Source organism: Pseudoalteromonas sp. BSi20429, assembly GCF_000238895.1.
GTDB classification, from domain to species: domain Bacteria; phylum Pseudomonadota; class Gammaproteobacteria; order Enterobacterales; family Alteromonadaceae; genus Pseudoalteromonas; species Pseudoalteromonas arctica.
Genome location: NZ_BADV01000036.1, coordinates 96,425 through 109,742 on the forward strand (window position 1 = coordinate 96,425; position 13,318 = coordinate 109,742).

Annotated in this window: 8 protein-coding genes; 6 read left to right on the top strand and 2 right to left on the bottom strand. The window is 38.8% G+C overall.

The genetic code is table 11. From position 1 onward, the window contains the following. Window positions 1–197 precede the first annotated feature (197 nt). The gene (locus P20429_RS11535; RefSeq protein ID WP_007582596.1) at window positions 198–440 is read right to left on the bottom strand and encodes a hypothetical protein; all 243 of its coding nucleotides are present in this window, start codon (window positions 438–440) and stop codon (window positions 198–200) included. A 240-nt stretch (window positions 441–680) separates the two neighbouring features. Here P20429_RS11535 and P20429_RS11530 point away from each other — a divergent pair, with 240 nt between their 5' ends. After that, window positions 681–1,226, top strand: coding sequence for a TIGR00645 family protein (locus P20429_RS11530; RefSeq protein WP_007582598.1), 546 nt, complete (start codon window positions 681–683; stop codon window positions 1,224–1,226). A 91-nt stretch (window positions 1,227–1,317) separates the two neighbouring features. On the opposite strand, the gene P20429_RS11525 is transcribed toward P20429_RS11530, so the two are convergent. After that, entirely contained in the window at window positions 1,318–2,940 is a 1,623-nt protein-coding gene (locus tag P20429_RS11525; RefSeq protein WP_007582600.1) for an alpha-glucosidase family protein, read from the bottom strand. A gap of 662 nt (window positions 2,941–3,602) precedes the next feature. On the opposite strand from P20429_RS11525, the gene P20429_RS11520 reads away from it, so the two are divergent. From P20429_RS11520 to P20429_RS11500, 5 genes are all read left to right on the top strand, one after another. Next, the gene (locus P20429_RS11520) at window positions 3,603–6,386 is read left to right on the top strand and encodes a TonB-dependent receptor (RefSeq protein ID WP_007582601.1); all 2,784 of its coding nucleotides are present in this window, start codon (window positions 3,603–3,605) and stop codon (window positions 6,384–6,386) included. Window positions 6,387–6,518: 132 nt separating this feature from the next. After that, complete coding sequence (locus tag P20429_RS11515; RefSeq protein WP_007582602.1) at window positions 6,519–8,009, top strand: tryptophan halogenase family protein; 1,491 nt, start codon at window positions 6,519–6,521, stop codon at window positions 8,007–8,009. 2 nt (window positions 8,010–8,011) lie between these two features. Then, window positions 8,012–9,862 carry a glycoside hydrolase family 13 protein gene (locus tag P20429_RS11510; RefSeq protein WP_007582603.1) on the top strand — a complete coding sequence of 617 codons (1,851 nt, stop codon included), beginning with the start codon at window positions 8,012–8,014 and terminating at the stop codon, window positions 9,860–9,862. Between the two features lie 90 nt (window positions 9,863–9,952). Beyond that, entirely contained in the window at window positions 9,953–11,812 is a 1,860-nt protein-coding gene (locus tag P20429_RS11505; protein WP_007582604.1) for an alpha-amylase family glycosyl hydrolase, read from the top strand. Beyond that, complete coding sequence (locus P20429_RS11500) at window positions 11,805–13,310, top strand: MFS transporter (protein ID WP_007582605.1); 1,506 nt, start codon at window positions 11,805–11,807, stop codon at window positions 13,308–13,310. Before P20429_RS11505 ends, P20429_RS11500 begins: the two co-directional genes overlap by 8 nt. The last annotated feature ends 8 nt before the right edge of the window (window positions 13,311–13,318 follow it).

Sequence of the window (13,318 nt, forward strand, 5' to 3'; positions counted from 1 at the left end):
TTATTAGCAGTACATTCAACTAAGCGTATTGGAGATACCAATTTTATTAAAAAATGGTCATTATATTGCACTAAATAACCTATTCACTGCGTTAAAAAACATTCATATAAAACAACTATATGTCATGCTATTTCACTTGCTATTGAGCTATTTTCTTAGTGCTAAAATAGATCACTAATTTAATGCAATTGGTATGATTAAATCTTAACAGAAGATACTTTTTTATAGCCTTCAGATTCAAGCTCATCATTTACGCATTTTAATACGTAGGCATTTAGCTCTTCATTGCTTACGTCATCATCTTTAGCCCAGTTAACACACATTTCTGTGTATTCTTTTACCATTTCGGCTGAAGCTGTTGGCGCATCGTCTGCTACCGCGTAAGTCGCAGATACTGCAAATAGTGGAGCTACGATTAATGCTAGCAATGCTTTTTTCATTCGTTTATTCCTAAAAAAATGGTGTGATGACTGATTTACCCAGTTTAAGATTAGGTTTAAATCAGTAGTGCCCAATCCAGAACAACTCTGTTGGTATACTGATTTTTAAACGAAAACGAAATAAAAGATAACGAAATTTTTTTATCGTGAGGATGAGTAATTTACTTGTCAGGATTTCGCAGCATTGTGTTGCAGTGGTTTATAAGCTAAGGTCGCTTTTTTTAATTAAAAGACAAATCAATGTCATCACACACCCCTAATAAAAAACCACGCCAAGCTAATAAAGTAGAGCATGCATTAGAATCTTTTATTTTTAAAGGGCGTTGGCTACTAGCCCCATTTTTTGTGGGTTTACTATTTGCAGTTGTACTGTTGTTAATAAAGTTTTTTAAGCAGCTTTATTTAATGGGTATTGCGACATTTACAGCAACCAATCAAGAGTTACTTGTCGGTATTCTAACTTTAGTTGATACGGCATTATTAGCGGGGTTATTGCTGATCATTACATTTAGCGGTTACGAGAACTTTGTTTCTAAGCTTAATATTGATAATCACGAAGACAGACCATCTTGGATGGGAAAGGTTGGTTTTTCAGGTCTAAAGATGAAATTAATAAGTGCGATAGTCGCTATTTCTGCTGTTGAGTTATTAAAAGTATTTATAAACTCAGGCGCATATCCAAGTGATGAGCTACTTTGGAAAGTGACTATTCATGTTACGTTTGTAATGTCAGGCGTTTTATTTGCTTTAACTGACTACTTAAACAGTAAAACCCAAAGTCATTAGAAAATTAAATGCACAAAAAAGCCCAAGTAATTTACTTGGGCTTTTTATGTTTAGAGCTTAGCTGTAATATTAAGTGTAATTATTGATGTCATTAACACTTTGCATAAAAGCAAGCGAAAGGCTCAAGCGTTAGTGTCTCTTGGCTTAATTTTACGCTGTGGTGGCTAAGCTCATTATATTCTTTAACGATTGATGTTGGCATATCAATACTTGTTTGTTGAGAGCTTAGATTAAATATGCACAGCATTTTTTGCGGTCCAAGCGTTCTATAAAAAGCAAGCACAGGCTCAGGCGTTTCAATAAACTCAATATCACCCTCTAGTAAAACAGTTTGGCTTTTGCGCCACGCCATAAACTCACGATAGGCGTTTAAAATTGAGTTGCTATCATTAGTTTGCACAGCGACTGATTGCTGTTTGTGTGCATCATCAACAGGTAGCCAAGGTTTTACGTCACTAAAACCCGCATGAGGTGAATCAGCTTGCTCCCAAGGCATTGGCGTTCTACAGCCATCACGCCCTTTAAAATTAGGCCAAAATGTTATGCCATATGGGTCTTGTAAGTCTTCAAAGGCAACACTTGCTTCACCTAAACCTAATTCTTCACCTTGGTACATACATACACTGCCACGAAGGGAGGCAAGTAGGGCGGTTAACATTTTACACTGCTGAGGGTTTATTTCGCCATTTTCGCTCCAGCGACTTGCTACGCGCTCTACATCATGGTTGCTAAATGCCCAACACGGCCAACCCTCAGTCATACGTTGTTCAAGAGTTTGAACCGTAGTTCTAATATATTCACTTGAATAATCATTTGTTAAGAGCTCAAAGCTATATCCCATGTGCAGCTTATCGCCACCTTGGGTGTACTGTGCCATTGTCGCCAATGAATCCTCTGATGAGATTTCGCCAAGCGATACAGTACCTGGGTATTTATTAAGTAATGTGCGAATGTCTTGCATAAACTCAATATTTTCTGGCTGAGTGTTGTTGTAGTAATGATACTGAAATGCGTATGGGTTATCTTCACTAAAACCACGACCCTGGCGCTTATCTTTTGGTTTAGCTGGGTTATCGCGAAGTTGTGCATCGTGATAACAAAAGTTAATAGCATCTAATCTAAAGCCATCAACGCCTTTTTTAAGCCAAAACTCTACGTTATCAAGTACAGCTTGTCTTACGTCAGGATTATGAAAGTTTAAATCGGGTTGTTCGGTTAAAAAGTTATGCAAATAATATTGCCCACGGCGAGGTTCCCACTGCCACGCGCCACCACCAAAAATAGACAGCCAATTATTAGGTGCTGTGCCGTCACCTTTAGCTTCAGCCCAAACATACCAATCCGCTTTATCGTTATTTTGATTTTCGCGGCTATCTGTAAACCATTGGTGTTGATCTGATGTATGGCTTAGTACTTGGTCAATTATAATTTTAATGTTGCGATCGTGGGCTTGGCTAATAAGTTCATCAAAATCGTTTAAATCACCAAAAAGCGGGTCAATGTCACGGTAGTCACTAATATCGTAGCCAAAGTCTTTCATCGGCGATTTGAAAAAAGGTGAAATCCAAATTGCATCAACGCCTAAGCTTTTAATGTAATCAATACGATTAATAATCCCTTTTAAGTCACCAATACCATCGTTGTTGCTATCTTGAAAGCTACGCGGATAAACTTGATAAATAACCGCACCTTTATACCACTGCTTTTTGGTCATGCTTTTCTCCGTCATTCCACACAGTATTTAGACTATTCTTTATTGTGATTACGATTAATCACGTTATTTTCAAAAAGCATACGTGAAGCCTTTAATTCTGTAAAAAGTCTGCATACGTATGCACTAAAAATAATGCAATAAAATTATTTAAAATAAGCGCTTAGCGCCTCTTTGGCGGTGTTCGTTTTGTGTGTTTAATGTTTACCAATTATGTTATTCATTCATTTTTTAGTTAAATTTAACCTAACAGTTTGTACTATAAAGGAAATATACCCTTGGTTTTACTAAAAATGGTCTGACCAATTTAACACTTAGTGAATGTGCAATTGTTTAAACGTTATATAACAGCGCTAATTAATTTCATCTTGTTTACATTCAAGTAGGAAGGCTATTAGTTTTCTACAGAATAGATTTAATCTATCATGCTCTTTTAGTGTTTTATGTTTTGTTTATTTTTAATGAAATCATATAGTTAAAATTATATGTGTGTAATTTATGTTAATGTTAGGCTATATTGAGATTGTTGAATACGTATGCATAAAGTTGTTAATAAAATAAATCTGGCGTTAATATTCATCCTGACAACAAAATTAGCTCGCCTTGTTTAACTATCACTTAAACATTGAACGCGGGTATCACAATATGGGTAACGGGAAAACATTATGTCTATGTTCAAACCAAGTATATTAACTTTGGCATTAACAGCTGCAGGCTTATCAAGCTTTGCTACACAGGCTGCTCAAGAAGATACAATAAAAAAAGATGATGTAGAAGTTATCGAAGTTAAAGGCTTTCGTGGCAGTGTGGTTGAGTCTATTAACACAAAACGCTTCTCTACACAGGTTGTAGAATCTATATCGGCTGAAGACATTGGCAAATTGCCAGATTCTTCAATTGCTGAATCGATTGCGCGTTTACCCGGTTTAACCGCCCAGCGCTTAGACGGGCGAGCAAGTCGTGTCTCTATTCGTGGTTTTGGCGAGAATGAAAGTGGCACAACGTTTAACGGTCGTGAGCAGGTATCGATTGGTGATAACCGCGGCGTAGAGTTTGACCTTTACCCATCAGAAATAATGAGCGGTGTAACTGTTTATAAAACGCCAAATGCAAGTATTGATGCTGAAGGTATTGCCGGTGTTATTAATATGCAAACCGTGCGCCCTTTAAGTAAAGGCGAGCGTGTTGTGCAAGTAAATGGGCAGTATGAGCAAACCAGCTTTGGTAAATTAAATCCAGACGGTAATGATGACGGTTACCGAGGCACTATTTCATACATCGATCAGTTTGCTGACGATACAATTGGTGTTGCCTTTGCTTTAAATACAATGAGTTCACCAAATCAAGAAAAACGTTGGAACTCGTGGGGCTACCCAGAATTCACTGAAAATGGTAACGATTATTCAATTTTAGGTGGCGCTAAACCATTTGTACGTTCATCAACCCTTGAGCGTGATTCGGCAATGCTAGTACTTGAAGCCGCCCCTACAGATAAACTAAACATGACGTTTGATGCGTTATATGTAGATTTTACAGATGAAAAAATTCTACGCGGTATTGAAGTTCCATTTGCATGGGGTCAAGGTAGTATTGATGCAAATAGTGTTGTAGTTGATGAAGCATCTGGCTTTATAACAAGTGCAGTAACACAAGGCCAACGTGTAGTAGTTCGAAACGATTATGAAGAACGCGAAGCGGAACTTACAGCTTTTGGTTTTAATACTAAATATGATATTGACGATTCGTGGTCAGTAGAGTTTGATGCAAGTTATTCACAAGTAGACCGTAAAATCTGGAGTGTTGAGAGTTACTCAGGTACAGGGCGTGGTGATGCTCGCGGTGTTGCAGATAACTTAGGTTATACATTTAATGGTGGAAATACCGGCGCAAGTTTTACTCATGACTTAGATTATAGCGATTATGGTTTAATACAGTTAGGTGGCCCGCTATCGTGGGGTGCAAGCTCTGCACTTAACGATAAATATGGTTTAACTGGTACTGAGTATGAAAACCAAGCGCAAGATGGTTTTATTAATGCACCGACCATTGAAGATGAGCTATCAACATTAAAAATAGCGGCTTCAAAGGTATTAGAAAACGAGTACATAAGTTCTATTGAATTTGGTATGTCTTACAAAGAACGTGAGAAAACAAAAGATTCAGAAGGTTACTTTATGACGTTATCTAGCTTTTCGCTTGATAACCCAGGCATGCTTAATGTGCCAGAACAGTACCGTAACGGAAGTGTTGATTTAGGTTTTATAGGCATGGGCGATATGATTGCTTATGACGTAAATGGCTTAGTTAACGACGGTTATTACGACTTACTGGCAGAGAGCTTAACAAATACAAGTCATGCGACTAAATCGTGGACTGTAAAAGAAGAAATTACTTCTGCATTTGTTCAAGCTAATATTAATGCTGAAGTAAGCGGCCTTGCATTAACGGGTAACGTGGGCGTGCGTTATGTACAAACTGATCAATCATCACAAGGTAATGCATTTAGTACTGTTGATGGTGTGGTTGTTACATCACCTACAAACATAAGTCATGATTACTCGCACGTATTACCTAGCTTAAACTTGTCACTTGCGATTGATGAGCAACAAACGATACGTTTTGGTGCTGCTAAAACAATTTCTCGTGCACGCTTAGATGAAATGAATTCATCAGTTAATGCTTCATATAATCAAACACCTGATGAAAATGGCAACTATTGGTCTGTATCGGGTGGTAACCCAAATTTAGAACCTAAAGAAGCAACCGGCTACGATTTTACTTACGAGAATTACTTTAGCGATGAAGGTTACTTCTCTGCTGCGTTTTTCTATAAAGATTTAACTCAGTGGATTTTTGACGGCACGTATGCAATTGATATGTCAGGTGTAGCTGACCCTTCAACAGGTGAAGTTCCTGCAACATCATCAGGTACAGGCAGCGGTAAAATAAATGGCGGCGGTGGCGATTTATATGGTTACGAGCTTTCACTAGCGTTACCATTTAAAATATTCCATCCATCTCTTGAAGGTTTTGGTTTAATTGCCAGCCATACTGGTATTGAGTCTGATATTGAAGATCAAAACGGTAACGATTACGAGCTACCAGGTCTTTCGGATAAAATTCAAAGCTTAACAGTTTACTACGAAATGCATGGTATGCAATTACGTACCAGTATGCGCAAACGCAGTGCCTTTAAAGGTGATGTATATGGTTTAGGTTTTAACACTGAACAAGTTGATATTTTAGGTGAAACTATTTGGGATGTTCAAGCAGGTTATGACTTCTCTGAGGCCGGCATTGAAAGCCTTGAAGGTTTATCTGTTCAGTTTCAAGTACAAAACTTAACTGAAGAACCGTTTACGTCACTTTCTGGCGATAATGCTCTACAAGTACGTGACTACCAAGATTACGGTCGTACTTACTTGTTAGGCTTTAGTTACAAGCTATAATAAAAGTTGTGTGTAGAAGCCCTTGTGATTTGTTTTACAAGGGCTTTTTTATAGCTAGTTTATCAAACACTGATTAATACCAATTCGCTTAATTAAGTTTATTGAGCGCTGTATTAAAGCGTGGGCAATAATATGAAACCAATAAAACATGTCGTAATTGCAGGCGGTGGTACCGCAGGGTGGATAACAGCAGCACTGCTTAATAAAGTGTTAGGTAAAGTAATTAATATCACACTAATAGAATCATCAGCTATTGGTACGGTAGGAGTGGGTGAAGCAACGATACCGCCCATTATTCAACTTAATAACGCGCTGGGTATAAACGAGCAAGATTTTATTAATGCCACTAATGCTTCAATAAAATTAGGTATAGAGTTCGAAAACTGGAAAACGCCAGGGCATAGCTACATGCATGCGTTTGGCTCGTTCGGTAAAAACTTTCCCTTCTGCGATTTTTATAACTTTTGGCTAAAAGGTCAAATTACGGGTTGCGAAGACGACTTATGGGATTTTTCACTCAATTACCAAGCGGCTAAACAGCATAAATTTGCACCCCTCAATACAATTCCTAATACCCAACTACCTGGGCTGAGTTACGCATATCATTTTGATGCGACGCTTTACGCTGAATACTTAAAAAAGTTGGCTATATCGCGCGGTGTTAAACACATAGATGCAAAAATAAGCCACGTTGAACAATGCGATACAGGCAATGTTAAAAGCCTAGCACTGGATAACGACAGTCAAATTAGTGGGGATTTATTTATAGATTGCACCGGGCTGCGTGCACTATTAATTGAACAAACACTAAATACAGGTTTTATTGATTGGTCTCATTACTTACCATGCGATAGTGCAGTAGCCGTACAAACAAAAAGTACTCATGAGCTTAAGCCCTATACGCGATCTATTGCACATAGTGCTGGTTGGCAATGGCAAATACCACTGCAAAATCGTATTGGTAATGGCCTTGTTTATTGCAGTAGATACTTGTCAGATGATGATGCTAAGCAGTTACTGCTAAAAAGCTTACCCGCTGAGCCAATTACAGAGCCCCGTATTATAAAATTCAAAACAGGTCGGCGTTTAAAGCAATGGCATAAAAATGTGGTGTCGGTTGGCCTCTCAAGTGTTTTTTTAGAGCCGCTAGAGTCAACCAGTATTCATTTAATTCAAACTGCGGTTACGCGTTTAATTAAGTTATTTCCACACAACGGTATTAGCGATGCGTTAGTAACGGAGTTTAATAAACAAAGCGTTATTGAATTAGAGCACATACGTGATTTTATTATTTTGCATTATAAACTCACCGAGCGAGAAGACTCCCCGTTTTGGCGTCAATGCATACAAATGGATATACCAAATTCCCTTACCCATAAACTGAATTTATTTAAACACACAGGCAAAGTAATACGTGAAGATGATGAACTATTCGCCGAAGTTGCTTGGCAGCAAGTCATGATAGGGCAAGGGCTTATCCCTGATGACTATAACAGTATTGTTGATTCACTAAGTGATGATCAACTGAGCGATTTATTTTCTACTTTAAAAACGTTGATCAGCTCAACTGTAACGCAATTACCAACTCACCAGAATTTTTTAGCCAGCATTAAAAAGGTATAACAATGCGATTTTTAAACACACTTTTACTAGTAAGCGCATGTAGCTTACCAAGCTTTAGTTATGCACTTAATGTAGAGCCTGCCAATTGGTGGGTCGGAATGAATAAAAATAACATTACAGTACTCGTGCATGAGCAAAATATAGCTAACGAAGAATTTAAATTAGATAAGTATAAAGGGGTTGAACTTAATAACGTAACACGTACCGACAACCCTAATTATGCTTTCCTTCATTTAAATATTAGCGATAACGCCAAAGCAGGAACGCTCAAGTTTAACAGCACTAATACAGCGCATAGCTTTGAGTTTCCTTTATTTACCCGAGATAAAAATAGCGCGCAACGCCAAGGTTTCACAAGTGCAGATGCTTTATATTTAATTAACCCAGATCGCTTTGTAAATGGCGACTCCACAAATGACACCGTTAAAAGCATGCTAGAAGCTGTAAATCCAGGTTTTAAAGGCGGGCGACATGGAGGGGATATTCAAGGTGTTATTAACGCATTACCGTATTTAAATAATTTAGGTGTAACACAGCTTTGGCTTACTCCAGTGCTTGAAAACAACATGCCAGATTACTCTTATCATGGTTACGCGATTACAGACTTTTACAACGTTGATCCGCGAATGGGATCGAATAACCTATACAAAACGTTATCAATAAAGGCTAAAGAGCAGGGCATTGGGCTTGTTATGGATATGGTGCTTAATCACTTTGGTGCTGAGCACCCGTGGATGAAGGATAAACCAACTCAAGATTGGATTAACTTTAATGGGCAGTTTGAAAATGGCAAAAATGCCACAAGCCATGCGCGCCAAACAATTCAAGATCCACACGCAAGTAACTACGATAAACGCCAGTTTAGCGATGGTTGGTTTGTCGCTAGCATGCCCGATTTAAACCAGCGCCAACCATTATTAAATGAGTATTTAATTCAAAATGCAATTTGGTGGATTGAATACGCAGATTTAAGCGGTATTCGTGTAGATACCTATTCTTATTCAGACAAAGCATTTTTAAGTGATTGGACCAAGGCCATTATGGATGAATACCCACACTTTAATATTGTTGGCGAAGAGTGGACTTCAAACCCTGCAATAGCGTCGTATTGGCAGCGCGGTAAAGTAAATCAAGATGGGTATGTGTCAAGCTTACCCAGTGTGATGGACTTTTCGTTGCAAGAGGCGGTAATTCGAGCTTTAAATGAAGATGAAAGTTGGAGCACAGGCTGGGTTAAAGTATATCAGTCATTGGCTAACGATTTTTTATACCCAGACACCAATAACATTATGGTGTTTGCTGATAACCACGATATGAGCCGTGTATATACGGAGCTTGGGCAAGACTTAGCTAAAACTAAAATGGCGATGACTTTGTTTTTAACAACGCGCGGCATTGCTCAAATATATTATGGAACCGAAATATTATTGGATAATACGCCGAGTAAAGATCATGGTGATATACGCATTGATTTTCCTGGTGGGTTCAAAAATCAAAACGCTAATGCGTTTACTGGAGTCGGGTTAAGTAAAGATCAGCGCGATATGCACGAAACTATAAGCACGCTACTTAACTTTAGAAAGCAAAGCCCGGCGCTTGCAAAGGGTAAGCTCGTTCATTTCAGTCCGAATAATGGTGTTTATAGTTATGCTCGTGTTAGTGATACGCAAACAGTATTAGTTTTTATGAATAAAAACAAAGTAAAACAAAAGCATAATCTTGATTACATGCAAGAAGCCATACCAAAAAATGCCAATGCGCAGGCATTATTCACACAACACACTTTTAAACTAACTAACAGTATTAACTTAGAGCCAATGGCTGCTACGGTATTAGTGATTAATACGCCGTGAATGTTTAAGTGAATACGTATGCAGCAACTGTATGCTTGCTGCAGATATCTTTAGTATAAAGCTATAACACTACTGACAAAAAGACACACAATGAAAAAATCAGTTTATGTACCCGCATTACTGTGTAGCGCACTTATAACAAGTGCGTGCTCAGACAATAATGAAATCGAACAACAGCAAGCCGCTAAACAGGCGCAAAATGAGTTAACAAAGCCTGTTGTATACCAAGTATTTACACGCTTATTTGGTAACACACAGACCGCGAATGTGCCCTGGGGTACAAAAGGGCAAAATGGCGTAGGTAAATTTGCCGACTTTAACGATGTTGCACTTAAAGGTATTAAAGAATTGGGGACAACCCATGTTTGGTATACCGGTGTTTTACATCATGCGCTAGTGGGCGATTATACCGAGTATGGGATTACGCAAGACGACCCTGATGTAGTTAAAGGCCGTGCAGGTTCACCTTATGCAATAAAAGATTACTACGACGTAAACCCAGATTTAGCCATAAATGTGACCAATAGAATGGGTGAGTTTAGTGATCTGATTGAGCGTACTCATGGGCATGGCATGAAAGTGGTTATAGATATTGTACCTAACCATGTGGCTCGTAATTATAAATCAGTAGCAAAACCCAAAGGAATAAAAGACTTTGGTGAGCAAGACGACACCAGCAAAGAGTACGATAAAAATAATAACTTTTATTATGTACCAGGTCAGTCTTTTCAGGTTCCAACATCACAAAGCTATACAGTTTTAGGGGGTAATACTCACCCTTTAGCTGACGGTTTTTTTGATGAAACGCCAGCGAAATGGACGGGGAATGGCGCGCGTGCACCCAAGCCAGATATTAACGATTGGTACGAAACCGTAAGAGTGAATTATGGCGTTAAGCCTGATGGCAGCTATGACTTTCCTGTATTACCTAAAGAGCTAGAAAACCAAGATTATCGCGCTCATTATGCGTTTTGGCAAAATAAAGAGCTTCCTAATAGTTGGTATAAATTTAGAGACATCACTTTGTACTGGCTTGATAAAGGCGTAGATGGCTTTAGGTACGATATGGCCGAAATGGTGCCGGTTGAATTTTGGAGCTTTTTAAATTCATCAATAAAAATGCAAAAGCCCGATGCGTTTTTATTGGCTGAAGTTTACAACCCACAAATGTACAGAGCGTATATTCAGCAAGGAAAAATGGATTACTTGTATGACAAAGTCGGCTTTTACGACACATTAAAAGCCATTATGCAGGGTAAGCAAGCGGCTAATACTATTTTTGCAGCCCAAAGCCAAGTGGCTGATATTGAAGCGCACATGCTGCACTTTTTAGAAAATCACGACGAACAACGCATTGCGAGCCCTGATTTTGCAGGTGATGCACGCTGGGGGAAACCAGCAATGGTCGTTTCTAGCTTAATGAGTCGCGCACCTACTTTATTATATTTTGCCCAAGATGTGGGGGAGGACGGATCTGAAAACGCAGGTTTTGGCACATCTACTCGCACCAGTATTTTTGACTATATTGGTGTACCAGCGCATCAAGCATGGATGAACAACGGCAAATTCGACGGCGCTAACTTATCGAGCGAGCAAGCATCACTTCGTGATTATTATAAATCAATAATGGCTCTCAATAGTTTGCCCGCTGTTGTAGGTGGAACCATGTCAGAGCTTTCACTTAGCAATAGCGAACGCGTTGTTGGTTTTGTACGCTCGCTGGGACAGCAATCTATTTATGTTTTTAGTAATTTTAGTGAGGAGCCACAAACGGTATTAATTAATTTAACACCAGAGCAAGCAAATACCTTTGAGCGAAATAAACCGCTACACGACTTACTTGAACAAAATACGGTAAAGATCATCACTGACAAAGAAGTTACAAAGCTTATGCTTTCGCTAGATGCATTTAGTAGCGCAGTTTTAACTAATAAGGCTAATCATGAATAATCAAAATAATAATTATGACAGCAACAAACCAAATCTAAGTTTTTGGCAAATATGGAATATGTGCTTTGGCTTTTTAGGTATTCAATTTGGTTTTGCACTACAAAACGGCAATGTGAGCCGTATTTTTCAAACCCTAGGCGCACAAGTGGATGATATTCCTATTTTATGGGTTGCAGCACCGCTAACGGGCTTAATAGTGCAACCAATAATTGGTTATTGGAGTGATAAAACATGGGGGCGTTTTGGTCGTCGTCGTCCATTCTTTTTCATAGGGGCGGTACTTACTACTATCTCACTCTTTATCATGCCGCATTCACCAACCCTTTGGATTGCTGCAGGTATGTTATGGATTATGGATGCCTCAATCAATGTCACTATGGAACCTTTTAGAGCACTTGTAGGCGATAACCTGCCAGAAAAACAACGCGCTACAGGTTACGGGTTACAAAGCTTTTTTATTGGTATTGGTGCGGTATTAGCCTCAGCGCTACCATGGATGATGACCAATTGGTTTGATGTAAGTAATACCGCTGCGCTAGGGCAAATTCCTGAATCTGTTAAATATTCATTTTATTGGGGTGGGGTCGTATTGCTAGTCGCAGTTCTTTGGACAGTTATGCGAACCAAAGAATATAGCCCTGAGCAATTAGCTGCTTTTGAAAACCACACTGCCAAACCAACTAACACAGTATTAGTAGATATCAACTTCAATAAAGGTGCCATTATTTTTGTGGTGCTAGGTTTAGCAACCCTTGCATTAGTAATGGGTTTATCGCTTGAAAAAGAGTTATACCTACTTGCTGGTGGCTTACTAGCGTTTGGTATTGTGCAGTGGATAGCAAGCGCATTAAAGGCTGCTAACAAAATACAAGGCGGTTTTTACCAAGTAGTACAAGATGTATTTACCATGCCAGAGGCAATGAAGCAGCTTGCTTGGGTGCAGTTTTTTAGCTGGTTTACGTTATTTGCTATGTGGATATACACCACAGCCGCAGTAACAAGCTTTCATTACGGCAGCAGTGATGCAACAAGTAAAGCCTTTAACGATGGGGCTGATTGGGTTGGTATTTTATTTGCAGCTTACAATGGCTTTGCGGCTATTGCCGCTATGTGTATTCCATTTTTAGTTAAAAAAATGGGCTTAAAAGGCGCACATTGCTTTAACTTATTACTAGGCGCATTGGGCCTTGCGAGCTTTATGTTTATAACAGATCCAAAAATGCTCCTTATTCCAATGATAGGCGTTGGCTTTGCATGGGCTTCTATTTTATCGCTTCCTTATGCAATGTTAAGTAATGCACTACCGAGTAATAAAATGGGCGTGTATATGGGTATTTTTAACTTCTTTATTGTTATACCGCAATTGCTTGCCGCTAGTATTTTAGGGCTTATTTTACGCCACGTATTTTCTAACCAGCCTATTTACGCATTATTAATTGGTGCTGCATCATTCGTTGTTGCTGCGATTGCTGTAATGCGCGTTAAAAATTCAAACTAAGGGTCACA

What these genes read in the sequence shown, in the direction of transcription:
- P20429_RS11535 (WP_007582596.1), bottom strand. Translation starts at nt 440, where the DNA reads ATGAAAAAAGCATTGCTAGCATTAATCGTAGCTCCACTATTTGCAGTA.
- P20429_RS11530 (WP_007582598.1), top strand. Translation starts at nt 681, where the DNA reads ATGTCATCACACACCCCTAATAAAAAACCACGCCAAGCTAATAAAGTA.
- P20429_RS11525 (WP_007582600.1), bottom strand. Translation starts at nt 2,940, where the DNA reads ATGACCAAAAAGCAGTGGTATAAAGGTGCGGTTATTTATCAAGTTTAT.
- P20429_RS11520 (WP_007582601.1), top strand. Translation starts at nt 3,603, where the DNA reads ATGTCTATGTTCAAACCAAGTATATTAACTTTGGCATTAACAGCTGCA.
- P20429_RS11515 (WP_007582602.1), top strand. Translation starts at nt 6,519, where the DNA reads ATGAAACCAATAAAACATGTCGTAATTGCAGGCGGTGGTACCGCAGGG.
- P20429_RS11510 (WP_007582603.1), top strand. Translation starts at nt 8,012, where the DNA reads ATGCGATTTTTAAACACACTTTTACTAGTAAGCGCATGTAGCTTACCA.
- P20429_RS11505 (WP_007582604.1), top strand. Translation starts at nt 9,953, where the DNA reads ATGAAAAAATCAGTTTATGTACCCGCATTACTGTGTAGCGCACTTATA.
- P20429_RS11500 (WP_007582605.1), top strand. Translation starts at nt 11,805, where the DNA reads ATGAATAATCAAAATAATAATTATGACAGCAACAAACCAAATCTAAGT.